The 25,840-nt window shown below is 65.0% G+C and carries 21 protein-coding genes; 17 read left to right on the top strand and 4 right to left on the bottom strand.

What is annotated here, in order from left to right:
• Nucleotides 1-84: 84 nt before the first annotated feature.
• The 3 genes from JN280_RS25115 to JN280_RS25105 all read left to right on the top strand — a co-directional run bounded on the left by JN280_RS25115 (nucleotide 85) and on the right by JN280_RS25105 (nucleotide 5,792).
• Nucleotides 85-2,868, top strand: a complete 2,784-nt coding sequence (locus tag JN280_RS25115) for a valine--tRNA ligase (RefSeq protein WP_202306339.1) — start codon at nucleotides 85-87, stop codon at nucleotides 2,866-2,868.
• Nucleotides 2,869-3,259: 391 nt separating this feature from the next.
• On the top strand, nucleotides 3,260-4,984 hold the full coding sequence (gene ilvD, locus JN280_RS25110; protein ID WP_202306329.1) for a dihydroxy-acid dehydratase: 1,725 nt from the start codon (nucleotides 3,260-3,262) through the stop codon (nucleotides 4,982-4,984).
• Nucleotides 4,971-5,792 carry a tetratricopeptide repeat protein gene (locus JN280_RS25105; RefSeq protein WP_202306327.1) on the top strand — a complete coding sequence of 274 codons (822 nt, stop codon included), beginning with the start codon at nucleotides 4,971-4,973 and terminating at the stop codon, nucleotides 5,790-5,792. Before ilvD ends, JN280_RS25105 begins: the two co-directional genes overlap by 14 nt.
• On the opposite strand, the gene JN280_RS39175 is transcribed toward JN280_RS25105, so the two are convergent.
• Nucleotides 5,789-6,115 (bottom strand): hypothetical protein, encoded by a 327-nt coding sequence (locus tag JN280_RS39175; RefSeq protein ID WP_210387818.1) that lies wholly within the window; start codon nucleotides 6,113-6,115, stop codon nucleotides 5,789-5,791. The two genes, JN280_RS25105 and JN280_RS39175, sit on opposite strands and share 4 nt — an antisense overlap.
• A gap of 82 nt (nucleotides 6,116-6,197) precedes the next feature.
• Complete coding sequence (gene xth, locus JN280_RS25100) at nucleotides 6,198-6,989, bottom strand: exodeoxyribonuclease III (RefSeq protein ID WP_202306325.1); 792 nt, start codon at nucleotides 6,987-6,989, stop codon at nucleotides 6,198-6,200.
• A gap of 115 nt (nucleotides 6,990-7,104) precedes the next feature.
• Between xth and JN280_RS25095 the strand changes: the two genes are divergently transcribed.
• Nucleotides 7,105-8,589 carry a nucleobase:cation symporter-2 family protein gene (locus JN280_RS25095; RefSeq protein WP_202306322.1) on the top strand — a complete coding sequence of 495 codons (1,485 nt, stop codon included), beginning with the start codon at nucleotides 7,105-7,107 and terminating at the stop codon, nucleotides 8,587-8,589.
• 224 nt (nucleotides 8,590-8,813) lie between these two features.
• Here the strand turns inward: JN280_RS25095 and erpA are convergent, their stop codons facing one another.
• Entirely contained in the window at nucleotides 8,814-9,158 is a 345-nt protein-coding gene (erpA, locus tag JN280_RS25090; RefSeq protein ID WP_202306319.1) for an iron-sulfur cluster insertion protein ErpA, read from the bottom strand.
• Nucleotides 9,159-9,230: 72 nt separating this feature from the next.
• Between erpA and JN280_RS25085 the strand changes: the two genes are divergently transcribed.
• The 13 genes from JN280_RS25085 (at nucleotide 9,231) to JN280_RS25025 (ending at nucleotide 24,818) form a co-directional block, all read left to right on the top strand.
• Nucleotides 9,231-10,451: a deoxyguanosinetriphosphate triphosphohydrolase gene (locus JN280_RS25085; protein ID WP_202306315.1), complete on the top strand. Its 1,221-nt coding sequence runs from the start codon at nucleotides 9,231-9,233 to the stop codon at nucleotides 10,449-10,451.
• A 109-nt stretch (nucleotides 10,452-10,560) separates the two neighbouring features.
• The gene (gene argS, locus JN280_RS25080) at nucleotides 10,561-12,318 is read left to right on the top strand and encodes an arginine--tRNA ligase (protein WP_202306311.1); all 1,758 of its coding nucleotides are present in this window, start codon (nucleotides 10,561-10,563) and stop codon (nucleotides 12,316-12,318) included.
• A gap of 103 nt (nucleotides 12,319-12,421) precedes the next feature.
• On the top strand, nucleotides 12,422-16,195 hold the full coding sequence (locus JN280_RS25075; RefSeq protein ID WP_202306308.1) for an SPOR domain-containing protein: 3,774 nt from the start codon (nucleotides 12,422-12,424) through the stop codon (nucleotides 16,193-16,195).
• Nucleotides 16,196-16,319: 124 nt separating this feature from the next.
• Nucleotides 16,320-17,339: a beta-N-acetylhexosaminidase gene (nagZ, locus tag JN280_RS25070; RefSeq protein ID WP_202306305.1), complete on the top strand. Its 1,020-nt coding sequence runs from the start codon at nucleotides 16,320-16,322 to the stop codon at nucleotides 17,337-17,339.
• A gap of 72 nt (nucleotides 17,340-17,411) precedes the next feature.
• Nucleotides 17,412-18,212 (top strand): segregation and condensation protein A, encoded by an 801-nt coding sequence (locus JN280_RS25065; RefSeq protein ID WP_202315034.1) that lies wholly within the window; start codon nucleotides 17,412-17,414, stop codon nucleotides 18,210-18,212.
• Nucleotides 18,209-18,946, top strand: coding sequence for an SMC-Scp complex subunit ScpB (gene scpB, locus JN280_RS25060; protein ID WP_202306302.1), 738 nt, complete (start codon nucleotides 18,209-18,211; stop codon nucleotides 18,944-18,946). Before JN280_RS25065 ends, scpB begins: the two co-directional genes overlap by 4 nt.
• A 31-nt stretch (nucleotides 18,947-18,977) precedes the next feature.
• A complete protein-coding gene (locus tag JN280_RS25055; RefSeq protein ID WP_202306300.1) occupies nucleotides 18,978-20,075 on the top strand; it encodes an ABC transporter ATP-binding protein in 1,098 nt (365 codons plus the stop codon).
• A 36-nt stretch (nucleotides 20,076-20,111) separates the two neighbouring features.
• Nucleotides 20,112-20,333 (top strand): twin-arginine translocase TatA/TatE family subunit, encoded by a 222-nt coding sequence (locus tag JN280_RS25050; protein WP_202306297.1) that lies wholly within the window; start codon nucleotides 20,112-20,114, stop codon nucleotides 20,331-20,333.
• Between the two features lie 33 nt (nucleotides 20,334-20,366).
• On the top strand, nucleotides 20,367-21,080 hold the full coding sequence (gene tatB / locus JN280_RS25045) for a Sec-independent protein translocase protein TatB (protein ID WP_202306294.1): 714 nt from the start codon (nucleotides 20,367-20,369) through the stop codon (nucleotides 21,078-21,080).
• Nucleotides 21,081-21,124: 44 nt separating this feature from the next.
• Nucleotides 21,125-21,910 (top strand): twin-arginine translocase subunit TatC, encoded by a 786-nt coding sequence (tatC, locus tag JN280_RS25040; RefSeq protein ID WP_202315033.1) that lies wholly within the window; start codon nucleotides 21,125-21,127, stop codon nucleotides 21,908-21,910.
• Nucleotides 21,911-22,102: 192 nt separating this feature from the next.
• Nucleotides 22,103-23,407 carry a serine--tRNA ligase gene (gene serS, locus JN280_RS25035; RefSeq protein ID WP_202306291.1) on the top strand — a complete coding sequence of 435 codons (1,305 nt, stop codon included), beginning with the start codon at nucleotides 22,103-22,105 and terminating at the stop codon, nucleotides 23,405-23,407.
• Nucleotides 23,408-23,409: 2 nt separating this feature from the next.
• Complete coding sequence (gene surE, locus JN280_RS25030) at nucleotides 23,410-24,168, top strand: 5'/3'-nucleotidase SurE (RefSeq protein WP_202306288.1); 759 nt, start codon at nucleotides 23,410-23,412, stop codon at nucleotides 24,166-24,168.
• Complete coding sequence (locus tag JN280_RS25025; RefSeq protein WP_202306286.1) at nucleotides 24,165-24,818, top strand: protein-L-isoaspartate(D-aspartate) O-methyltransferase; 654 nt, start codon at nucleotides 24,165-24,167, stop codon at nucleotides 24,816-24,818. Before surE ends, JN280_RS25025 begins: the two co-directional genes overlap by 4 nt.
• 125 nt (nucleotides 24,819-24,943) lie before the next feature.
• Here JN280_RS25025 and JN280_RS25020 read toward each other — a convergent pair whose 3' ends face one another.
• A complete protein-coding gene (locus JN280_RS25020) occupies nucleotides 24,944-25,762 on the bottom strand; it encodes an IclR family transcriptional regulator (protein WP_202306284.1) in 819 nt (272 codons plus the stop codon).
• Nucleotides 25,763-25,840 lie beyond the last annotated feature (78 nt).

The raw sequence follows: 25,840 nt of genomic DNA, 5'->3' as shown, positions 1-25,840 counted from the left end.
GTCGGAGTGCGGCGCTTGTTGACTTGGCGCCACCCATCCGGTTTACAGCCGGGCAACGGACCCCTCAAAGCTGCGGAATTACCCATGCTTGACAAGACCTACGACGCAAGCGCCGTCGAGCCGAGGATCGCCAGGACCTGGGAGGCGGCGGACGCATTCCGCGCCGGCGCGGGCGCCGAACCGGGCGCCGAGCCCTTCGCCATCGTGATTCCGCCGCCCAACGTCACGGGCTCCCTGCATATGGGCCATGCGCTCAACAATACGCTGCAGGACATCATGGTCCGCTTCGAGCGCATGCGCGGCAAGAACGTGCTCTGGCAGCCAGGCATGGACCATGCGGGCATCGCGACCCAGATGGTCGTCGAACGCCGCCTGATGGAAAAGCAGATCCATCGACGCGACATCGGGCGCGACGAGTTCGTCCAGAAGGTCTGGGAGTGGAAGGCCGAATCCGGCGGCATGATCTTCAACCAGCTGAAGCGGCTGGGGGCGTCTGCCGACTGGTCGCGCGAGCGGTTCACCATGGACGAGGGCCTGTCGAAGGCCGTCATCGAGGTCTTCGTCACCCTCTACAAGCAGGGCCTCGTCTACAAGGACAAGCGCCTTGTGAACTGGGATCCCAAGCTGCTCACGGCCATCTCGGATCTCGAGGTCGAGCAGCAGGAGGTCAACGGCAATCTTTGGCACTTCCGCTACCCGCTCGAAGGCGCCGTGTTCGATCCCGAGAATCCGACCACCTATGTCACAGTGGCCACGACCCGGCCCGAAACCATGCTGGGCGATACCGGCGTCGCGGTGAATCCCGGCGACGAGCGGTTCTTGCATCTGATCGGCAGGAACATCGTTCTGCCCTTGGTCGGCCGTCGGATTCCGCTGGTCGGCGACGACTATTCCGATCCGGAGAAGGGAACGGGCGCGGTCAAGATCACGCCCGCGCATGACTTCAACGACTTCGACGTGGGCAAGCGCCATCGCCTGCCCGCGATCAACATCATGACCATCGAGGCGAACATAAACCTAAGGGAAAACGAGGAGTTCCTTGAAGGTCTTGAAGCAGGGCGCGAGCTCGATGCGGTGATCGATGCCCTGCATGGGCTGGGCCGTTTCGAGGCGCGCAGGAAAATCGTCGAGATGATGGAGACGGGCGGCTTCCTCGCCAAGGTCGAGCCGCACCGCCACGTCGTTCCCCATGGCGACCGCAGCGGTGTACCGATCGAGCCGTTCCTTACGGACCAGTGGTACGTCAACGCGGCCGAACTGGCCAAGCCGGCGGTTGCGTCGGTTCGTGAAGGCCGCACGAAGTTCGTCCCGAAGAGCTGGGAGAAGACCTATTTCGAGTGGATGGAGAACATCCAGCCGTGGTGCATCTCGCGCCAGCTCTGGTGGGGCCACCAGATACCGGCCTGGTACGGGCCCGACGGCCGGGTCTTCGTCGAGAAGACCGAGCAGCAAGCGCTCGACGCCGCGGTCGAGTATTATCTGGCGCTGGACGGACCGTGGAAGGCCTGGGTCGAGGACCAGCTCGAGAACTTCGAGCCGGGCAATATCCTGACCCGCGACGAGGACGTGCTCGACACCTGGTTCTCTTCGGCGCTGTGGCCGTTCTCCACGCTCGGCTGGCCCGATCAGACTCCGGAGCTGAAGACCTACTACCAGACCGATGTGCTGGTGACCGGGTTCGACATCATCTTCTTCTGGGTTGCCCGGATGATGATGATGGGGCTGCACTTCATGGACAAGGAACCGTTCCACACGGTCTATGTCCATGCGCTGGTCCGCGACAAGAACGGCGCCAAGATGTCGAAGTCCAAGGGCAACGTCATCGACCCGCTCGAACTGATCGACGAATACGGCGCCGATGCGCTGCGCTTCACCCTCGCCATCATGGCCGCCCAGGGGCGGGACGTTAAGCTCGACCCCGCCCGGGTCGCCGGGTATCGGAACTTCGGCACCAAGCTGTGGAACGCGACACGCTTCGCCGAAATGAACGGCGTCGCCCGCAACGACGAGTTCCCGCTGGTCGAGGCGAAGCTGACGATCAATCGCTGGATCCTGACCGAGCTGACGCGGGCGGCGAAGGAGATCACCGACGCGATCACCTCCTACCGCTTCAACGATGCTGCCGGCGCGGCATATCGATTCGTCTGGAACCTGTTCTGCGACTGGTACCTGGAGCTGCTGAAGCCGGTCTTGTCCGGCGAGGACGAGGCTGCAAAGGCCGAAAGCCAGGCCGTTGCTGCATTCGTGCTCGATGAGGTCTACAAGCTGCTGCACCCCTTCATGCCGTTCATGACCGAGGAGCTTTGGGCCCATACGGCAGGCGAGGGCAGGGAGCGAACCACGCTGCTTTGCCATGCCGCCTGGCCGGCGCCGAAGTTCGTGGATGCCGAGGCCGCGGCCGAGATCAACTGGCTTGTCGACCTCGTGTCGGGCATCCGCTCGGTGCGCTCCGAAATGAACGTGCCGCCCTCGGCGATCGCGCCGCTGGTGATGGTCGGGGCCAACGAGACGACGCGCAGCCGGCTGGAGCGCCACGAAACGGCCATCCAGCGCCTGGCCCGCATCGGCGGGATCGACCATGCCGCGGAAGCACCGAAGGGCTCGGCGCAGATCGTAGTCGGCGAGGCGACGGCCTGCCTGCCGCTCGGCAGCCTGATCGACCTCAAGGCCGAGGCGGCACGCCTGAAGAAGGAGCTCTCCAAGGCCGCCGACGAAATCGGACGGGTCGACAAGAAGCTCGCCAATCCGCAATTCGTGGCCAAGGCGGCGGAAGAGGTCGTGGCGGCCGAGCGCGAGAAGCTTGCGGAGCTCCAGGAGGCGCAGCAGCGGTTGAAGGTCGCCCTGTCGAGGGTCGAGGACGCCGACTGAGGCGACCGGCTTCGAACCGGGCGCGGGTGCTCGCCGCGGCCGGGCATCCTTTCGACTTGTCGAGGGCCTGCCTCATTGACCGGGCGGGCCCGTTTTCTTTCTTGCAACTGGCATCCCTCGGACCGAGTGTGCCGCTGCCGATCATTTCGCCGCCTTTGCCAAGAGCGCGGGAAACTCGCGATGGCGGCCCTTGCCGCCACCGCGCATAGAGCGCGATCCGGCTTTGTGACGATTAAGCAACACTCTCTCAAGAAGGATTGCGCTATAGGAGGTGCGGGAGGACTTGCCTACTTCCCGCCATAAACCCGGCGCACCCCGGATGCTGTCTTCGAGCGGGTGCCGGACTGGGTGACCGACAAGGCAAACCGCGCCGCCCCCGGCAAGGAAAGAGATGGACGCCAAAGCGATCTCCAAGGCCAAGTTGCCGAGCCGGCACGTGACGGAAGGTCCGACACGCGCACCGCATCGCTCCTTCCTCTACGCCATGGGTCTTTCGACCCGGGAAATCGCCCAGCCGCTGGTCGGCGTGGCGAGCTGCTGGAACGAGGCGGCTCCCTGCAACATATCGCTGATGCGCCAGGCCCAGGTGGTCAAGAAGGGCGTCGCCGCCGCCAACGGCACGCCGCGCGAGTTCTGTACCATCACCGTCACAGACGGTATTGCCATGGGTCACCAGGGCATGAAATCGTCGCTGGCGTCGCGCGATCTGATCGCCGACTCCGTCGAGTTGACCATGCGCGGTCATTGCTACGACGCGCTGGTGGGGCTGGCCGGCTGCGACAAGTCTTTGCCAGGCATGATGATGGCCATGGTCCGGCTCAACGTACCGTCCATCTTCATCTATGGCGGTTCGATCCTGCCCGGCGCCTATCGCGGCCGCCAGATCACCATCCAGGATGTGTTCGAGGCCGTCGGCCAGCATTCGGTCGGCACCATCACCGATAGCGATCTCCTCGAGGTCGAGCAGGCCGCCTGTCCATCGGCAGGCTCCTGCGGTGCTCAGTTCACCGCCAACACCATGGCGACGGTTGCCGAGGCGATCGGCCTGGCCTTGCCTTATTCCTGTGGCGCGCCAGCGCCCTACGAGATGCGCGACCGCTTCAACTTCGCTTCGGGCGAGAAGGTGATGGAGCTGCTGGCCAGGAATATCCGGCCCCGCGACATCGTCACGCGCAAGGCGCTGGAAAATGCGGCCGCGGTGGTCTCGGCGACCGGGGGGTCGACCAATGCCGCCCTTCATTTGCCGGCGATCGCGCATGAATGCGGCATCGCCTTCGATCTCTTCGACGTGGCCGAGATCTTCGAGAAGACGCCCTATATCGCCGACCTGAAGCCTGGCGGCAAATATGTCGCCAAGGACATGTTCGAGGCCGGCGGCATTCCCCTGCTCATGAAGACCTTGCTCGAGCATGGCTATCTTCATGGCGACTGCCTCACCGTCACCGGCCGTACTTTGGCCGAAAACATGGAGCACGTTGCCTGGAACGATCATCAGGACGTTGTGCGACCGGCCGACAAGCCGATCACGACGACCGGTGGCGTGGTCGGCCTGAAGGGCAATCTGGCTCCGGACGGCGCGATCGTGAAGGTTGCGGGTATGTCGGTGCTTCAGTTCACTGGGCCGGCGCGCTGCTTCGATAGCGAAGAGGAGTGCTTCGAGGCGGTGACGAGCCGCAACTACAGGGAAGGCGAGGTTCTCGTCATCCGCTACGAGGGTCCCCGGGGCGGGCCTGGCATGCGCGAGATGCTGTCGACGACGGCCGCGCTCTATGGCCAGGGCATGGGGAGCAAGGTGGCCCTCATCACCGATGGACGTTTTTCGGGGGCGACGCGAGGCTTCTGCATCGGCCATGTCGGGCCGGAGGCGGCGGTCGGCGGCCCCATCGGATTGTTGAAGGACGGCGACATCATCACCATCGATGCCGTCAACGGAATACTGGATGTGAAGCTGCCGGACACCGAACTGGCGGCGAGAGCGAAGAAATGGAAGCCTCGGTCGACGGACTATCAGTCGGGCGCGCTGTGGAAATACGCACAAACGGTCGGGTCGGCCCGGGAAGGGGCCGTCACGCATCCGGGCGGAGCGAAAGAAACACACTGCTATGCGGATATTTGACGTAGTACGAGTTGCCGCGTTTTCGACCGTTTTCGCCTCGGCGACGTTGGCGGCGGGCGGTGCCTTGGCTTTTGACGAAAAGGTATTCGACAGCAAGACCGGCGTGAAGGCGCAGGCGAGCCCATGGGCGGTTTTCCGCTTCGGCTTTTCCGCCTATCAGAATGGCCACAAGGACCAGGCGGTCGAGGCCTACAAATACGCCGCTGAGAACGGTCAGCTTGGCGCGACATGGAAGCTCGCGCGGATGTATGCGGAAGGCGACGGCGTCAAGCGCGACGACTATGAGGCGTTCAAGTTCTTCGCCGAGATCGCGCAGCAGGATGTCGAGCCTGGCAGCCCCGAAGAGAGCTACGTATCGGATGCGCTGGTGGCGCTGGGCACCTATCTGAAGAAGGGCATTCCCGGAAGCCCTGTCTCCGCCGACCCCGTCGCGGCGCAGGAATACTACATGCGCGCGGCCGCCAATTACCGCAACCCCAGCGCCCAGTTCGAGATGGGCAAGATGTTCCTCAAGGGTGAGGGCGGGGTGAAGGCGAACATCAAGCAGGCCGGCCGCTGGCTGCAGCTCGCCGCAGAGAAGGGGCATGCCGGAGCGCAGGCGACCCTCGGCCATCTGCTCTTCCAGGGCGGCAAGGTGGTGAAGGGGCTGGCCATGATGACGGCCGCGCTCGAACGCGCCAGCCCGTCCGACCGGGTCTGGATCCGCGGCATGCAGGAAGAGGCCTTTGCCGTGGCTCCCGAGGCTGACCGCCGGACAGCGATCGCTCTGGCCGAAGACATTCTGGCCAAGGGTAACGACGGCCGCTAGATCCGAGCCTTGCCGGGCACGCTGCCAACCAACCGGGTCGGGCGCGGCTCGCTATTCGTAACCGCGGGTGCCGGGCGGCTTGTCACCGGGGACAAAGGTTGCGCGCCGGCCGTGGGGCAACCGTCCCTGATCTTCTTCCAGGACGAATTGTTGAGCACCTTGTCGCATCGGGCGAGTTGGCTGCCGTTGGGCAGCGTCAGACAGGCGATCTCGCCATGATCGTACGTACGGCCGTTTGCGAGGCACTGGCACTCGGCATAGACCACATGAGGCGATGTAGCGAGCATCGCGGCTGCAAGCAGGCAGGTGGCGTCCTTCCGCATGCCGGAAGTTTAGCACATCCTGAAATGTCCGCCATACGCCGCGGCAGACGAAGAAGCCGGAGGTTCCCGGCCGGCGGACGGTCTAAGCCGCCTCGAGAGCGAGATCGACGGCTACAGGCACGTGGTCGGACGGTTTCTCCCAGGCGCGCACATGTTTCTCGATCGACGCGGACGACAGCCGATTGGCCGCCTCGGGAGAGAGCAGCAGATGGTCGATCCGGATGCCGTTGTTCTTCTGCCAGGCGCCTGCCTGATAATCCCAGAAGGTGTAGATCCCGGGTGAGTCGGTCACGGCCCGGACAGCCTCGGTGAAGCCGAGATGGCTCAGTCGCCGGAACGCCTGCCTCGTTTCGGGCTGGAACAGAGCATCGTTCACCCACTCCTCAGGCCGCCGCGCATCGGCCGGCTCGGGGATCACGTTATAGTCTCCGGCGAGCACCAGCGGTTCCTCGAAGGCGAGGCGCCCCGCCGCCCAGCGTTCCAGCCGCTGCATCCAGGAGAGCTTGTAGGAGAATTTCTCCGTGCCGATAGGGTTGCCATTCGGCAGATAGAGCGACACGACGCGCAGGGCGCCTATCGGCGTGGAGAAGACGCCCTCGATGAAACGCGCCTGTTCGTCGCCGTCGTCGCCGGGCAGGCCGCGATTGACCTCGTCGAAAGGCAGCTTGGACAGCAGCGCCACCCCGTTGAAGCCCTTCTGGCCATGCGTCTCCACGTGATAGCCGAGCGCCTCGACCTCGGCGCGTGGGAACTGCTCGTCGACCGTCTTGATCTCCTGCAGGCAGGCGATGTCGGGCGCGCTTTCCTGCAGCCAGTGCAGCAGGTTGCCGATGCGGGCGCGCACGCCGTTGATGTTCCAGGTGACGATTTTCATGAATACCGCGCGAGAATTTCAAATATTTCTTGATGGTAGAATCCGCTGACGCGGCCAATCCTGCACCATCCCGTACCGGAAGGGAACCGGCCTGGGGGTAACAAAGGGGAACCCAATGTCTTCAACCACGCATCCCGTGGACGAGGTGCTGCCTGCGCCCCGTCTTGCCGCGCTGGGCATCCAGCACGTGCTCGTCATGTATGCCGGCGCGATCGCCGTGCCTCTGATCATCGGTCGGGCACTGAAGCTCGAGCCGGAGCAGGTCGCTTTCCTGATCTCGGCCGATCTCTTCGTCTGCGGCCTCGTCACGATCATCCAGTCCTTCGGAGCCACCCAGTGGTTCGGTATCAAGCTGCCGGTGATGATGGGCGTCACCTTCGCCGCGGTCGGACCGATGGTCGCCATGGCCAACGCCAATCCCGGCGTCGACGGCGCCCGTCTCATCTTCGGCGCCATTATCGGGGCGGGCATCGTCGGCCTGATCATCGCGCCGCTGGTCAGTCGCATGCTGCGCTTCTTTCCGCCCGTCGTCACCGGCACCATCATCGTGGTCATCGGCGCGTCGCTGATGCGAATCGGCATCAACTGGATCTTCGGCAATCCGGTGGGCCCGACAGCGCCGAAGCTGGTGGCGCCGGAACATGCCGAATGGCTGAAGGCTGTGGGCGAACTCGCGGCTGCACCGGGTGCGACCATCCCGGCGATCCCCGAAAAGCTCGCTTTGGCCGCGACGGTGCAGAACGCGGCCTATGCGCCCGTCTCCAACATCGTCATATCGGCGGTCGTGCTGGGCTCGATCCTGCTCATCGCCCGCTTCGGCAAGGGTTTTGTCGCCAACATCGCGGTGCTGCTCGGTATTCTCGTCGGCGGCGTGCTGACCGCGTCGCTCGGCATGATGCATTTCGACAAGGTGGCGACGGCCGGCTGGTTCGCGCTGGTGACGCCGTTCCGGTTCGGCATGCCGATCTTCGATCCGGTGCTGATCATCACCATGACGCTGGTCATGATCGTCGTCATGATCGAATCGACCGGCATGTTCCTGGCGCTCGGCGACATGACCGGAAGGAAGGTCACGCAGCCCATGCTGTCGGCGGGCTTGCGAACCGATGGTCTCGGGACGCTGATCGGCGGGATCTTCAACACATTCCCCTATACGAGCTTCTCGCAGAATGTGGGGCTGGTCGGCGTCACCGGCGTGCGCAGCCGTTTCGTCTGCGTAGCCGGCGGCGTCATCCTCATCATACTCGGGCTCGTGCCGAAAATGGGCGCGCTGGTCGAGGCGCTGCCGACCGTGGTGCTCGGAGGAGCCGGACTGGTCATGTTCGGCATGGTGGCCGCGACCGGCATCCGCATCCTGTCGAATGTCGACTTCAAGACCAACCGCAACAATCTCTTCATCGTCGCGGTCTCGGTCGGTTTCGGCATGATCCCGCTGGTCGCGCCCGACTTCAAGATGTGGCTGCCGCACGGCATCCACCCGCTGATCGAGTCGGGCATCCTGCTGGCTTCCGTCTCGGCTGTGTTGCTCAACGTGTTCTTCAACGGCACGCAGGGCGACGAGGCCGGCGCGCGCGAAGCGGCTATGGCCGCAGAGGCCTGATCGTCGGACGCCGCGTCTCCGGAAGGAGGTGCGGCGCTTCGAGTTGCGGGGCCGCCGAGGGGCGGCCCTTTCGATTCTCCCCAGGTTTCCAGGCAGGAACGCCGGTCATGTTCCCGGCCGGGTCGTTCGGAAAGGCCTTTCCAAAGACCAAGTCGGCATCCGGCGCGCCGGAAGCTGGCTCGACTTGCCGCGATGTTGTCGGGCCGATTTCCGGCCGGCCGACGTCAGATCGAGAAGCTGGTCCCGCAGCCGCAGGAGGCGACGGCGTTGGGGTTCTTGATCTGGAAGGACTGGCCCATCAGGTCGTCGACGAAGTCGATGACGGAGCCGCCCATGTAGACGAGCGACAGATCGTCGATCAGCACCGTCGCGCCGTTCTTCTCTATGGCAATGTCGTCGTCGTTGCGGCCGTCGACCAGATCGAACTTGTATGAGAAACCGGAACAGCCGCCGCCCTCGACGGCCACGCGCAAAGCCGTCTTGCCGGGCTCGGCCGACAGGATCTTGGTGATCCTTTTCGCCGCAGCGTCAGTCAGCTCGACTTTCATGCCGGTCTTTGCATCGCCCATCGACGTCACCTTGCTTTCGCCTTCACATCATAGGTATGAAGCGCCAACAGGCAAGTCAACCGGCGGCGAACCATGACGAGAGCGAGGCAACTCGGCGACATCGGCTTCGGTTACAGGCCGCGGGCGCCCTACGCCAGCGATCCCGCCCGATCGCGGGGCCGCTTCTACGACGAGGTCGAGAGCCCGACCCGCACGCCCTTCCAGCGGGACCGCGACCGCATCATCCATTCGACCGCCTTTCGCCGGCTGAAGCACAAGACCCAGGTCTTCGTGGCGCATGAGGGCGACCATTTCCGCACCCGCCTCACCCATACGATCGAGGTGGCCCAGATCGCCCGCGCCCTGGCACGGGCCCTGCGTTGCGACGAGGACCTCGCCGAGGCCGTGGCGCTGGTCCACGACTTTGGCCACACGCCGTTCGGCCATACCGGCGAGGACGCCCTCAACGACAAGATGGCGGCCTGGGGCGGCTTCGATCACAATGCGCAGTCGTTGCGCGTTGTGACGAAGCTGGAGCGTCGCTATGCCGAATTCGATGGGCTCAATCTGAGCTGGGAAACACTCGAAGGGCTGGTCAAGCACAATGGCCCGCTGACTGACGGCCAGGGCAACGGCCTCGAGGGGCCGCTGCCCCAGCCGATCCGGGACTTCAACGAACTCTTCGATCTCGAGCTCGATCGTTTCGCGAGCCTCGAGGCGCAATGCGCCGCGATAGCCGACGATATCGCCTACGACACGCATGACATAGACGACGGCCTGCGTGCCGGACTGCTGACGCTCGACATGCTGGAGGAGGTGCCGCTCTCGGCGCAGATCCTGGCCGGTGTGCGGGCGCGCTATCCGGCGCTGGACGCCGTGCGCACCGGCCATGAGTTGATGCGGCGGCAGATCACGATCATGGTCGAGGACGTCATCGCCACGGCCGCCGCCAAGATTGCTGCGATGCGGCCCCAAGGCGTCGCCGACATCCATGGCGCGGGTCATGCGATCGTGACCTTCTCGGCGGAAATGGCGGCGGCGGAGAAGACGCTCAAGGCCTTCCTCTACAAGAACCTCTACCGCCATCCCGACGTGATGCGGGTGCGCGCCGATGCCGAGCGCATCGTTCGCGACCTGTACGATGCCTATTTCGCGGATCCTCGGGCGATGCCGGAAGGATGGCGCGAAGGCCTGGACCGCGCCGAAGACAAGGTCAAGGCTCGTTCCGTGGCCGATTTCCTGGCGGGGATGACCGACACCTACGCCGTCAAGGAACATCGGCGGCTGTTTGACCATACGCCGGATTTGAGCTAGAGCCCGCGCGAATGCCCGGGTTCCGCGGCGATTGCCGTCGAGGTCGGGCGCCGCTCGGCGTTGCGGGCCACGATGTCTCGCCGCCGTCCCACTATCCAGAGATCGACCAATGAACATCTTCGCCGAATTCAACGAGCGGATCAAAAAGATCGTCCAAGACATTGACTTGAAAGACAAGGATGGAGGTGTTCTCGATCTGGGCCGCATCGCCGTCGAGCCGCCGCGAGATGCTTCGCATGGCGATCTCGCGACCAATGCCGCCATGGTGCTGGCCAAGCCGGCCGGGCAGAACCCGCGCGCGCTGGCCGAGAGCATAGCCGCCGCGCTGCGTTCCGACGGCGATGTTTCCGCGGCGGAGGTGGCGGGCCCGGGTTTCGTTAATCTGAGGCTCAGCGAGCGCTTCTGGCAGGCCGAGCTTGCCGGCATACTCGATGCTTCGACGGATTACGGCCGCTCCGATATCGGTGGCGCCCGCAAGGTGAATGTCGAATATGTCTCGGCCAACCCGACGGGGCCGATGCATGTCGGTCATTGCCGCGGCGCGGTGGTCGGCGACACGCTGGCGAATCTGCTGGATTTTGCCGGTTACGACGTGACCAAGGAATATTATATCAACGATGCCGGCGCACAGATCGACGTGCTCGCCCGTTCCGTGATGCTGCGCTACCGTGAGGCGCTGGGCGAGGGGATCGGCGAGATCCCACCCGGCCTTTACCCCGGCGACTATCTGGTGCCGGTCGGTCAGGCTTTGGCCGGCGAATTCGGCAGCAAGCTTCTGGAGATGCCGGAGACCGAGGCCCTGGCGATCGTCAAGGACCGGACCATCGAGGCCATGATGGCCATGATCCGCGACGATCTCGCTCTGCTCAATGTACATCACGAAGTGTTCTTCTCCGAGCGCACGCTGCATGCCGACAACGCCAAGGCAATCCGGGCCGCGATCAGCGACCTGACGCTCAGGGGCCATATCTACAAGGGCAAGCTGCCGCCGCCCAAGGGCGAGAAGCCGGAGGATTGGGAGGATCGGGAGCAGACGCTGTTCCGCTCGACGGAGGTCGGCGACGATATCGACCGGCCGCTGGTCAAGTCGGATGGCACCTTCACCTATTTTGCCGCCGACGTCGCCTATCTGAAGGACAAGCTGTCGCGCGGCTTCGAAGAGACGATCTTCGTTCTCGGCGCCGACCATGGCGGCTATGTCAAGCGCATGGAGGCCCTCGCCAGGGCCCTGTCGGGCGGCAGCCTGAAGCTCACCGTTCTGCTGTGCCAGCTCGTGAAGCTGTTCAGGGCCGGCGAGCCCGTGCGCATGTCCAAGCGGTCCGGCGACTTCATTACGCTGCGCGAGGTGGTGGAAGAGGTCGGGCGGGACCCGATCCGCTTCATGATGCTCTACCGCAAGAACGATGCACCGCTGGATTTCGACTTTGCCAAGGTCACCGAGCAGTCGAAGGACAATCCCGTCTTCTATGTGCAATATGCCTCGGCGCGGACGCATTCGGTCTTCCGTCAGGCGAGGGAACAACTCGGCACCGGCGACTTCAGCCGCGCCGCGCTGAAGGCTGCTGTGCACCGCCTGGCAGACGAGGGCGAAATCGGCCTGGTCAAGAAGCTCGCCGAATATCCCAGGATGATCGAGCAGGCCGCCCAGTCGCATGAGCCGCATCGTCTGGCGTTTTACCTTTATGATCTTGCCAGTGCCTTCCATGCCCACTGGAACCGCGGCACGGAGAATATGGACTTACGTTTTGTTAAGGTTAACGACCCAGAATTGACCCATGCCAGACTCGGGCTGGTGCAGGCTGTTTCGGACGTTCTAACGTCGGGCCTGGCGCTGATCGGGGCCGATGCGCCCACGGAGATGCGCTAGGTTTAGCGGAAAACCTGTCACCTTTTGCCCACATTGCGCTGGTAACGGCCAACCCGAAGATGCGTGCCCTGTGCGCATTTGGAGTGCGAGTATGGGAAAAGTAATGGCAGACAGCAGCCAGCTGAAACGCGTCGATCCCGCCGAGCTCGGCGATGACGATCCCTTCGCGGAACTGACCAGGATCATGGGCTTCGATCCGCGGGTCCCGGTCAGGCCCGGCGCGTCGGCGCCAACAAGGCCGCAGGCCGAGGAGCCCGCTTTCGCGGCGCAATCCGAGCCGGATCTGGAGCTTTCGGCCGAGGATTTCAGCATCGATCTCGAGAAGGAGCTGCTTGGCGACTTCGCGATCGACGACGAGCCGTTAGCCGCCACCACGCCGTCTGTGAATGTGCAGGAGCAGGCGCTCGGGGCTGCCGCCTCATCCCATGCCGACGACCTGGGGCACGATATGGATGCGGCCTTCGCCGCGGATCTCGAAGGAGAGTTGCTTCGCGGTGACGGACTGAGGACCGTCGATACGGCAATCGACCGCCGCGCCGAGGAGCCCGAGGGGGCACCGGAGATCGACGAAGGCGACTTCGCGATCGACGACGAGCCGTTCGCCGCCGCGGCGCCGTCTCCGAATGTGCAGGAACAGGCGCTCGGGGCTGCCGCCTCCTCCCATGCCGACGGCCTGGGACACGATATGGATGCGGCCTTCGCTGCGGATCTCGAAGGAGAGTTGCTTCGCGGTGACGGACCGATGGCCGTCGATACGGCGATCGACCGCCGCGCCGCGGAACCCGAGGCGGCGGCACCGGAGATCGACGAAGGCGACTTCGCGATGGACGACGAGCCGGCCGCCGCCGCCACGCCGTCTCCCAATGTGCACGAACAGGCGCTCGAGGCAGCCGCCCCATCCCATGCCGGCGACCTGGGTCATGATATGGATGCGGCCTTTGCCGCGGATCTCGAAGGGGAGTTGCTGCGCAATGACGGGCCGGGGGCAGTCGATGTCGCGATCGACCGCGCCGCGGAGCCCGAGGCGGCGCCGGAGGTCGACGAAGACGACTTCGACCTGGCATTCGCAACCGATCTCGAGGGCGAACTGCTGCGGGAACACGCCGAGCCTGCCTTCGACGGGAGCATGGCCCCGCAGGTGGAGTCGCGCGGCCTCGAAAGCGACCCTTTGCGGGAGCGCGCCGAGCCGGCTCCAGGCGAAACGAATGCCTATCCACGCCAGGAACAGGCGGACGACGCGTTCGACGAGGCTGACTTCGATGCCGCTTTTGCCGTCGACGACGAGCGCATGGCCGACAACGCCGAGCCGGTCTCGTTCCTGCATGGCGAGGAGGAGCCTGACGCCGTCGCTTCAGCAGATGCCGACGATCTCGACGCCGTCTTCGGGCGGAATTTCGTCGGCGAAGAACAGTCGGAAGAGTTCGACGAGCCTGTCCGTTTCGAGGATCGCCGGCACGGCGAAGTTGAAGCAAGCGAAGAGCACGAGCTTTCCGCCGAGGACGTCGAACTCCTCGCCGCGCTGGAGCCCGACGTCATGGAGCAGCGTTTCGACGATGCGGCGCCTCCTCGGGGCGAGGCGCCGCGGGCGGCCGAAGTTGACGATCTCGACCTCGACGTGGCCATGGCCGATGTCGACATGGATTTCGGCGCTGACGCCGAGACCCCGCGCCAGGAAGGCTACGGCGTCCATGACGGCGAGCCGCTCCAGGCCGGCGATATCGATTTCGACGACGAGGATGGTGCCGTCTTCGACGGCGGTGTCGAAGAGGCGCAGGCCGAAGAATCGCCGATGGTCTATGTGCCTGCGGCGCGCGCCGACATCGCGGCGCCGGTCGAGGCTTCCGCCGACATTGCCGTTTCGGATGTGCATGATCAGGAAGAGCTCAGCCTTGAGGAAGAGCTCAATGCCCTTCTCGGCAACAGCGTGCCGCGGGCCGAATTGACCCGCGGTTACGACGCACCGCCGCTTTCGGCGTCGTCGGCGTCGGTTGTCGAGCACGCGCCGCTGCCCAGCGCACCCGCCCCCGACGATAAGGCTTACATTGACTACGCGGCCTACGCCAATGACGAGGAGGATTTCGCCGGACCATCCTATCAGCTTGCCGAGGTCGAACACGACGAAGGCGATGCGGCCCTCGCCGAAGATGAGCTTGAGTTCGACGACCACGCGTTCGACGCAGCATTCGAGAACAGCCTTGCCGCTGACGAGTATCAGGAGCAGAAAGTGAATCACGATCCTTATGCCTCGTTGCGGCAGGCGGCATCGCAGACGGCCTCGCATCTGCATGCGGCCGCGTCGAACTGGCGTCCCGCGGCGGCGCATGAGGACATTCCCGATATCGAAACGATCGATGTGCCGGAGTCTGCGACGGCGCTGGCCGACGACCTCGATATCCCGGAACTGGCCTATCAGGACGAGGTGCGCGCAACTCCGGCATTCGACGAGTTCGAATCCGAATTCGCCGCCGTCTTCGCCGATCAGCCCCAGACGGAGGAGGCGAAGCGGCGCGTCGTCGAAACGAGCGGCTACTCCGACGCCAATGGCGGCTATGGCCAGCATTACCGGCAGGCGGCGCCGGCCGAAGCCGACAACAGCCATCTCTACGCTGCCGGCGTCGGCGCGGCAGCGGCCGGAGCGGCCGCCTATGCCTCAGCCAGGCCGGCCGAGCGTCGCGATGCCGACCTGCTCGAAGGTTTCGACGAGGCGGCACCGGCTGGAAGCCGCGGGCCCGAGACCCATGCCGACGTCGATGAGCTCGACTATGACGGCCTCGACGAGGAGATCGCGTTGCCGGCCTATGCCGAAGAGCGTGCCGCGGGTCGGCGTCGCGGCATGATGGTCGCCGCGATCGTCGGCGGTGTCGCGGTGCTGGGCGGCGTCGGTGCTTTCGCCCTGTCCTTCGGCGGCGACGGCTCGGACGTCCCCGCGATCGTCCGCGCCGACGACACGCCGATAAAGGTGCGGCCCGAGAATCCGGGCGGCACGTCTGTTCCGAACCAGGACAGCAAGGTCTACGAAACGGTCGCGGGTTCCAATTCCGGCGCTCAGACGGCCGTGGCGCAGCCGAGGCTGATCAGCAGTGCCGAGGAGCCGGTCGATATGGCTGCCAAGGTCCCGGCTCAGGCGCCGGCCCGCGAAGCGGAAACGCCGACCATGCCGATGGTCGCTGACGAGGTCGCCGACCTGCCCTCAGGCGACGACGAGATCGCGGAAATCGCTTCCAAGGCAGAGGATCGCGTCGACCCGTCCGCCGATGCCTCCCGGACGGCGACCGACAACACGGAAGTCGCCGCCGTCGCGCCGCGCCGCGTCCGTACCATGGTCGTACGGCCCGACGGATCGCTGGTTCCGCGTGAGGATCCGGCTCCCGCCGCCGCTGCCGAGCCGCGGGGCGCCGCCGAGGCCATGATGGAGACGGCGCCGGCGAAACCCGCCGCCGAACCGCAGGCGACCAATACGACATCTGCCTCTGCGCAGGTGCCGGCCGCTGCGAAGCTGCCCTCCAGGTCCGTGACCTCCGCTACGCCGGACACCGTGCCGGTCGCACCTCCGCGCCCCGCCGACCAGCCGATCGACGTCGTCGGCGAAGTCAAGCCCGAGCAGGTCGCCGCGGTCAGCCAGGGTGCTTCAGCCGGCGGATGGTCGATGCAGATCGCTTCCCAGCCGAGCGAGGACGCAGCCAAGTCGTCCTATCAGGATCTCTCCCGGCGCTATGCCAGCGTGATCGGTGGCCGCGACGCCACGATCGTGAAGGCCGAGATTGCAGGCAAGGGCACTTACTGGCGGGTTCGCATTCCGGCCGGAAGCCGCAACGAGGCGGTCAGCCTCTGCGAAAGCTACAAGTCGGCCGGCGGCAACTGCTTCGTCTCGAAGTAGCCTAAGGCAGGCTTCTCGATCAGGCGGCGCGGCCATCCTGGTCGCGCCGTTCGCCTTTGGAAGCTCCCGTCGCGCAGAAGTGCGGGAGATTCCATAGCGGAGCGTCTGGGAGTAGGCTCGCGCCATGACCGAATCAAAAGCGATGATTCTCGGCTGCGCCGGGAAGGCGATCACGCCGGACGAGATCCGCTTCTACCGGGAAGAGCGGCCTTGGGGGTTTATCCTGTTCGCGCGCAACATCGGCGAGCCCGAGCAGGTCCGTGATCTGGTCGCTTCGCTGCGTGACAGCATAGGCAGGCCGGAAGCCCCCGTCTTTATCGACCAGGAAGGCGGCCGGGTGCAAAGGTTGCGCCCGCCGATCGCGCCGAACTATCCGGCGGGAGCGGCCCTCGGCGCGCTCTATCGGCAGGACAGGGAGGCCGGCTTGCGCTCGACCTGGCTGTTGGCGCGACTCCATGCCTTCGACCTCCAGCGCCTCGGCATCACAGTGGACTGCCTGCCCGTTCTCGACGTTCCGATCGAGGGCGCAAGCGATGTGATCGGCACGCGTGCCTATGGCAAGGACCCTGAGACGGTGGCGGACCTCGGTCGCGCCGCAGCGAAGGGCCTGATGGCGGGCGGTGTCCTGCCCGTGATGAAGCATGTTCCCGGGCACGGCCGGGCTTTCTCGGATTCGCATCTTGCTCTGCCCGTCGTCGACACGCCGCTGGCCGAGTTGCGCACGCACGACTTCGCCCCCTTCAAGGCGCTGAGCCATCTGCCGGCGGCTATGACCGCCCATGTCGTCTATACGGCCGTCGATCCGGATCGGCCGGCCACCACGTCGGCCAAGGTCATCCAGGACGTCGTTCGCGGCGAGATCGGGTTCGACGGTCTGCTGATCAGCGACGACACCTCGATGAAGGCACTTTCTGGGGATTTCCCCGAGAAGGCGGCCGCGATCCTTGCAGCCGGCTGCGATCTGGTCCTTCACTGCAACGGCGTGATGGAAGAGATGACGGGCATCGCCTCGCGCACGACGGCGCTGGCCGGGAAGTCGCTGGAGCGCGCCCGGCGCGCGCTCGGCTACATCCGCGGCGGCGACGGACTGCAGGAAGCGGCGATCCGCGCTGAGTTCGCAAACTACTTCGAGGCGGTCGCCTAGTCCCGCCCGCAACAGGAGAGACCGGCAAGCGTGGCCGATACGAGAGAAGCCAGGAGGGCCAAAGCCGCGCCGATGGAGCCGCTCTGGACGGAGGGCGACGCTTCGCGCACAAGCAGCGAGCCGTCTCTGGTCGTCGACGTCGCCGGCTTCGAAGGCCCGCTCGATCTTCTGCTGCATCTGGCGCGAAACCAGAAGGTCGATCTGTCGCGCATCTCGATCCTGGCGCTGGCCGAGCAATATCTCACCTTCATCGAGCGTGTCCGCGCTCTGCGCCTCGAACTGGCCGCCGACTACCTGGTCATGGCGGCCTGGCTCGCCTTCCTGAAGTCGAAGCTGCTGATCCCCAAGCAGCCGGGCGAAGCCGGCGAGAGCGGCGAGGAACTGGCCGCCGTGCTGCAGTTTCGTCTCAAGCGGCTCGAGGCGATGCGCGATGCCGCCGCGCGCCTCGTCAATCGCAACCGGCTCGGCCGCGACGTGTTCGCCCGCGGCATGCCGGAGATGGTGATCGTCGAGCGCAAGAACGAATATTCCGCCACGCTCTACGACCTTTTGACCGCTTATGCCGGTCAGCGCCAGCGCCAGGCCGTCACCAATGTCCGCATAGCCAAGCGTGGCGTATGGTCGCTCAAGGAAGCGCGCGAGATATTGACCAGGCTCGTCGGCACCTTCTCGGATTGGACGGCGCTCGACCGGTTCCTCGTCGACTATCTGTCGACCCCGGAGGAGAGGTCGACGGCGATCGCCAGTTCCTTCGCCGCCAGCCTTGAGCTGGTGCGGGAAGGGCGGATCGAGATTCGCCAGGACGAGGCGTTCTCGCCGATCTATCTGCGCAACAGGCAGCCGGGCCCGAGGGCGATCGAGGTGGTGCCATGACCGATAGTGCCAACGCGACCGTGATCCCGTTCGTCATCGACGACGAAGAAGGCGAGAGCAACGGCAACCGGGCCGAACGCCTTTTCCTGTCGGAGGCGATCCGCATGGCAGAGGCAATCATCTTCGCCAGCGCCGAGCCGGTCACCGAAAGGGCGCTCGCGGCGCGATTGCCCGACGGCGTCGATCTGCGGCTGGCGCTGGGCGAGTTGCAGGCGGCCTACGACAAGCGCGGCGTCAATCTGGTCAAGGTCGGCGACGCCTGGGCGTTCCGTACCGCGAGCGATCTCGCCTTCCTGATGAGTCGGGACACGGTGCATCAGAAGAAGCTGTCGCGGGCGGCGCTCGAAGTGCTCGCCATCATCGCCTATCACCAGCCCGTCACGCGCGCCGAGATCGAGGATATTCGCGGCGTCGAAACATCGAAGGGTACGCTCGACACGCTGCTGGAGACCGAATGGGTCCGTATGCGCGGCAGGCGCAAAACCCCGGGCCGGCCGGTCACCTACGGCACCACCGAAAAGTTCCTCGACCACTTCCAGCTCGAGGAGATACGCGACCTGCCTGGCATGGAGGAACTGAAGGGCGCCGGGCTGCTGTCGACGCGCATGCCGTCCAACTTCTCCATACCGCAGCCGCCCGCCGACCCCGACGCGCTGACCGAGGACGAGGATCCTCTGACCGACATCGATCTGGAGGAACTCGGCCTGTTGACACCCCGCATCGAGAGTGATTGACCGGGGTAATCTTGGCTCCGGAGTTCAGCTTTTGACAGTCCAGGAAGGCTCGCGGGTATCGGCCGGCGTCACTTTCGCCGCCCGGCTGTACTTCGACAACATCACCCACACCTTCGGCAACGGCTCCGCGACGTTGCGCGGTATCTCGCTTGCGGCCGAGCCGGGCGAGGTGCTTTGCCTGCTCGGGCCGTCCGGCTCGGGCAAGACGACGTTGCTCAGGATCGCCGCCGGCATCGAGGCGCAGACCACCGGCCGCGTCCTGCTGAACGACAAGGAGATCGCCGGACCGTCGGTCTTCCTGCCGCCCGAGCAGCGGTCTATCGGCCTCGTCTTCCAGGATTTCGCGCTGTTTCCGCATCTGACGATCCTCGACAATGTGCGCTTCGGGCTGACCGCGCTGTCGCGCGAGGAGGCGAAGCGGGAGGCCATGATCGCGCTGTCGCGGGTCGGGCTCGATACCTATGCCGGCGCCTACCCGCATATCCTGTCGGGCGGCGAGCAGCAGCGCGTGGCGCTTGCCCGCGCCATAGCACCGCGTCCGGCGGTGCTGTTGATGGACGAGCCGTTCTCGGGCCTGGATTCGCGGCTCAAGGACGCCGTGCGGGCCGAAACGCTCGACATATTGCGTCGCAGCCGGGCGACCGCGATCGTCGTGACCCACGATGCGGAGGAGGCGATGCGCATGGGCGACCGTATCGCGCTGCTCAAGGATGGCCGGCTCAAGCAGGTCGGCCGCGCCGAGGAACTCTACCAGAAGCCGGCCGATCTCTTCGTCGCGGGGTTCTTCTCGGAGCTCAACGTCTTCGAGACGCGGGTTCAGGCGGGGAGCGCGGAGACCCCGGTGGGTCGTGTGGCGGCGCCGGGTTTCGCTGACGGCCAGAAGGTCACCGTAGCGGTGCGCATGTCGGGTTTCGACGTTGGCGAGGCGGAGGGCGAAATGCAGGCGAGGGTGCTGTCCCGGCGTTATCTCGGGGTGGTGGAATTGCTCGACCTTGCCGTGCCCGGCGCGGATACGCCGGTGCGCGCCAGGGTGAGGTGCGGCGCTTTGTCCTCCCAGGCGCGCGATATTTTCCTTTCCCTGAGGCGGTCGGACGTTCTTGTGTTTGAAACACGCGCCGAAAACGCATAGATCATTACCGGGAAGATCCTTCGAAAGAGAGTGACAATGGGTTCGTTTTCGATTTGGCACTGGCTTATCGTGCTGGTGGTCGTGCTGCTGCTGTTCGGGCGCGGCAAGATCCCGGAACTGATGGGCGATATGGCCAAGGGCATCAAGAGCTTCAAGAAGGGCATGTCCGACGAGGATGCTGCCGACGATACCAAGACTGTCGAGCATCGCGCCGACGAGACGGTGACCTCCGCGAAGGAAAAGGCCAGCAAGGGCTGAGCGCCGGTTCCGCCGTAGCCGGATTGGATAGCCATGTTTGATATCGGCTGGACCGAGATGCTGGTGATTGCGGTCGTGATGATCGTGGTCGTCGGCCCGAAGGATTTGCCGCGCATGTTGCGGACTTTCGGAAAGACCACGGCCAAACTGCGTACCATGGCCGGTGATTTCCAGAAGCAGTTCAACGAGGCGCTGAAGGAGGCGGAGCTCGACGACGTGAAGAAGTCGGTCGATTCGCTGCGCACCCTCAATCCGATGGCGGAGATCCGCAAGCAGCTCAATCCGTTCGAGCAGGCTGCGGCGGACGTCAAGGCCGGCGTCGACTCCGCGTTGAAGCCTGCGCAGCCGGCTGCCGCCGACAAGGCGGCGTCGACGGAAGCGATCGGGAATGGCGTGGCCGATGGGCATGCCGCGGCTGCTCCGACCGGTCCGACGGAAATGCCGGCAGAGCCGGTATTCCCGGCCATGTCGGCGGAACCGGCTTCGCCCGTCACTGCACCTGCCGCCCCGCTGAAGGCAGGGCCGGCGGCCTTGCCGGCTCAAGCGCCGGCGGTAGAGGCGACTGCCGGCGAGGCAGCAGTCCCGGCCGGCAAGACCAAGGAGACACGCCAGGGCCAGTCAGGGGCCAAGGCCCCCGCAACGAAGGCGTCGGCCAAGACGAAACCGGCCGCGGCAGCGCCTGCCAAGGGCAAGCCTGCCGCGAAAGCCGCGGCAACCAAGAAAAACACGGCGGGAACCGCAAAGTGAGCAATTCCGAGCAGGACGAAATCGACAAGTCGTCGGCGCCGCTCATGGAGCATCTGATCGAGCTGAGGACGCGGCTGATCTGGTCGATCGGCGGTTTCTTCGTCGCTTTCCTGGTCTGCTTCTTCTTCGCCAAGCAGCTGTTCAATCTGCTCGTCATCCCGTTCAAATGGGCGACCCAATGGGCCGGCCTCGATCCGCAAAAGGTCGAACTGATCTATACGGCGCCGCAGGAGTTCTTCTTCACCCAGATCAAGCTGGCGATGTTCGGAGGCATGGTCATCGCCTTTCCGCTGATCGCCACGCAGATCTACAAATTTATCGCGCCAGGCCTCTACAGAAACGAGCGCGCGGCCTTCCTGCCGTTCCTGATTGCATCGCCCCTTCTTTTCCTGCTGGGGGGCGCGCTCGTCTATTTCTTCTTCACGCCGATGGTCATGTGGTTCTTCCTGACCATGCAGCAGGCGGGTTCCGGCGACCAGGTGCAGATCTCATTGCTGCCGAAGGTTTCGGAATATCTCAGCCTGATCATGACGCTGATCTTCTCGTTCGGGCTGGTGTTCCAACTCCCGGTCGTGACCACGCTGATGGCCCGTGTGGGGCTCCTGACGTCGGAAGGCCTTCGGGAGAAACGGAAATGGGCGATCGTGATCGCCTTCGTCGTCGCCGCGGTGCTGACCCCGCCCGATCCCGTCAGCCAGATCGGTCTTGCGCTGCCTACCATCCTTCTCTACGAGATCTCGATCCTGGCGGCACGCATGATCGAACGCAAACGCGAGGAGGAGCGCGCCGCGGCCGAGAAGAAGGCGGAAGGCGAGGCGGCCGAGGCCTGAACGGCATTCCCGCGCAGCGGCCTGCCAAGCGCTTTGGCGGTCGCTTTGCAATCAGCCGCATCCTTACCCTCTCCACGTTTGCCGTCGCTGCGGGTATGGAAGAAGGGTAGTGACCGCCGAGCGCCCGATTCTCCCTTTGAACGAAGGAGATCGCGGCTCGGACAATCCGAACGAGAACGGAATTCTGGACCCATGCTTGACATCAGATGGATTCGCGAGAACCCGCAGGCCCTGGTCGATGCTCTGGTGAAGCGTGGCCAGCCCTCCGATGTCGCGCGATCGACCGTCGATGACCTCGTCGCCAGGGACGAAGCACGTCGCACCCACGTTTCCAGGCTTCAGGAGGCGCAGGAACGCCGCAACGCCGCATCGAAGGAGATCGGCAATGCGATGCGCAACAAGGACATGGCGCTTGCCGAGCGGCTCAAGGAAGAGGTCGGCGAGATCAAGGCCTTCATCCAGGGCGGCGAGGCGGAGGAGCGCCGGCTCGACAAGGAACTGGACGATGCGCTGGCCGTCATTCCCAACATCCCGCTCGACGATGTGCCGGTGGGCGAGGATGAACGCGGTAATGTCGAGTTGCGCAAGGTAGGCCAGCCGCGTGAGCGCGCGAACTGGACGCGCGAGCATTTCGAGATCGGCGAAGCGCTCGGCATGATGGATTTCGAGCGGGCGGCGAAGCTGTCCGGGGCCCGCTTCACCGTGCTGCGGTCGCAACTGGCCCGGCTGGAGAGGGCGCTTGGCCAGTTCATGCTCGACCTCCACACGACCGAGCACGGCTACACCGAGGTGCAGCCGCCGCTTCTGGTCCGCGACGAGGTTCTGTTCGGTACCAATCAGCTCCCCAAATTCGAGGAGGACCTGTTCTTCACCCCGCATGCGGGGGGGCGCCTCGGCCTGATCCCGACGTCGGAGGTGCCGCTCACCAACCTGGTGCGAGAGGAGATTCTTTCTCACGAGCAGTTGCCGTTGCGCTTCACCGCCCTGACCCCGTGCTTCCGTTCCGAAGCCGGGTCGGCGGGCCGCGACACGCGCGGCATGCTGCGCCAGCACCAGTTCTACAAGGTCGAACTCGTGTCGATCACCGACCAGGAGGGCTCGCTCGCCGAGCATGAGCGCATGACCGAATGCGCCGAAGCAGTGTTGAAGAAGCTTGAGCTGCCGTTCCGCACCGTCGTCCTGTGCACCGGCGATATGGGTTTCGGTGCGCGCAAGACCCACGACATCGAAGTCTGGCTGCCCGGCCAGAACACCTATCGCGAGATCTCGTCCTGCTCCGTCTGTGGCGATTTCCAGGCCCGGCGCATGGATGCGCGCTACCGTGCCCGGGACGAGAAGGGCACCCGCTTCGTTCATACGCTGAACGGTTCGGGCGTCGCGGTCGGCCGCGCGCTGATCGCCGTCATGGAAAACTATCAGGACGAGGGCGGCGGCATATCCATCCCCACTGTGCTGCGCCCCTATATGGGCGGCCTGGAAAAGATCGAAGCGAAATAGCCATGCGTATCCTGCTCACCAATGACGACGGAATCCATGCAGACGGGCTGCGCACCCTGGAGCGCATCGCCCGCCGATTGTCCGATGACGTCTGGGTCGTCGCGCCCGAAACGGACCAGTCGGGCTATGCGCATTCGCTTTCGCTTTCGGAACCGCTGCGCCTGCGCAAGATCGACGATCGTCACTTTGCGGTGCGCGGTACGCCGACCGACTGCGTGATCATGGGGGCCCGCAAGTTGATGCCGGGCCTTCCCGACCTCATCCTGTCGGGAGTCAACTCCGGCTCCAATATCGCCGACGACGTCACCTATTCCGGCACCGTCGCCGGCGCCATGGAAGGGTGCCTCCTGGGTATCCGCTCCATCGCGCTCAGTCAGGCCTACAACGTGTTCAACCAGGAGCGCATCGTTCCGTGGGAGGTGGCGGAGGCGCATGCGCCGGCCTTGCTCGATCGGCTGATCGGTACCGAATTGCCGCAAGGCGTTTTCCTCAACGTCAATTTTCCCAATTGCCGGCCCGAGGAAGTGCGCGATACGGTGGTGACCAGTCAGGGCAAGCTGGTTCACGGATTGTGGATCGACGAGCGGGCGGACGGGCGTAACTTCCCCTACTACTGGCTGCGTTTCGGCCGCGAACCGGTTGAAAGCAAACCGGGAACCGACCTCGCCGCGTTGCGAGACAAGCAGATCTCGGTGACGCCGCTGAAGCTCGACCTGACCGCGCATGAAGTCAAGGACGCGCTGCAGAAGGCGATTGCATGATCAACGGCGCCGAGGATCGCGAAGGGTTTGCGGCATTCCTGCTGAGGCTGCGCGGCAACGGCATCGTGACCAAGGATCTCGTCGCCGCCTTCGAGGCGACGCCACGGCGCGCATTCATTCCCGGCCAGTGGCAGAGCCTGTCATGGTCGGACCGCATGATCCCGATCGAATGCGGGGAGGCGATCGAAGGCGCCGATCTTCAGGCTGCGGTGCTGCTCGCGCTCGACCTTCAGCCGGGTGTCCGCGTGCTCGAGATCGGTACCGGCACCGGTTTCACTGCCGCGGTGATGGCTCGCCTTGCCGCGCGGGTCGTCACCGTCGAGCGCTACAAGACGCTCACGGAACTCGCCAGGCAGCGCTTCGAAAATATCGGCCTGACCAATGCGTTCATCCGCCACGCCGACGGCGGCAATGGACTGCCGGGCGAGGGGCCCTTCGACCGGATCGTGGTGTGGACGGCCTTCGACAGCCTGCCGCGCCCCTTCGTCGACCAGTTGTCGAGCGGCGGCGTCATGATCGCCCCGATCGGACCGGGCGAGGGCGTGCAGGACGTCGCCAAGCTCACCAAGGTCGGCAGCCGTTTCGAACGCGAAGATATCGGCCAGGTCCGCCTGCAGCCGATCGCCAAGGGCGTCGCTGCCGCGATCTGACGGCAGTTCCCATTCCACGTCCAGCCTCTCGCCAGGCATGACCGCCATCGGTAGGGAGCCTTGCTGGCGTGGGGAAGCCGCCGTGGCGATCTCGATGAAGCCAGGCGTGCCGTCACGGTCCTGCCTCAGCGCGTCCCCAGCCTGTTGATCGCGCCGGCGGCCTCGACGGCCAGCGGTGCGAAGCGGCGGCAGAACGTCTCGGCGTCCCATTCGCTGAGCGACGCGGCCACATGTATGGCGCCAAGCGGCCTGCCGTCCGGCGCCAGCACGGCCGTGGCGATGGCGACCTCGCCGAGGAGGATTTCCTCCACCGCCAGGGCGAAGCCGTTCTCGCGCGCCTCGTGAACCTTGGCCCATATCCGCTCCGGGTCGGTGATCGTCTTGGGCGTGATCTCGCGCCGATCCGAGCGCGCGATCACGTCGTCCACCTCGGCGTCGCTCAGATGCGCCATCACCGCGCGACCGCCTGATGTGCAGTAGATCGGCACGCTCTGGCCGACCAGTGTCGCAAAGAATGTCTCGCGTTTGCTCTGGAGCCGCGTCGCGTAGACGAGGCGCAAGCCGTCGACCAGGCTGAGGTCGACACGTTCGCGTACACTGCGGCGCAATTCCAGCAGCACCGGCGAAGCGCGCGAGACCAGCGGATTGAGCCGCAGGTAGTCGCGCGTGAAGTCGAGGATCCGGATGCCGGGCAGATAGCCCCTGTCGTCCGCGTCGCGCTCGATGAAGCCCAATTGCCTCAACGTGTGGACGACGCGTTGCGCGGCACTCTTGCCTACGCCTGCGATCGCGGCGATCTCGTTCAGCGTGAGTGGTCTTCCCGCCTCGTGAAAGGCCGAAAGCACCTGCATGGCGCGTCCGATCGCCTGCACGAACAGCGGGTCGTCTTCATCGATGTCGATGACCGGCCTGACCCCGTATTCCCCCTTTTGAGTGTTCCGCAAGCCCACCTCCCCAAAAAGCGTTTGACTCCACCCCGATGGCAAACCTATCGTAACAGCGATACAAGCATATCGCCTAGC

Source organism: Mesorhizobium sp. L-8-10 (assembly GCF_016756635.1).
Classification (GTDB): Bacteria; Pseudomonadota; Alphaproteobacteria; order Rhizobiales; family Rhizobiaceae.
This window is presented reverse-complemented; position numbering and strand designations above follow the sequence as displayed.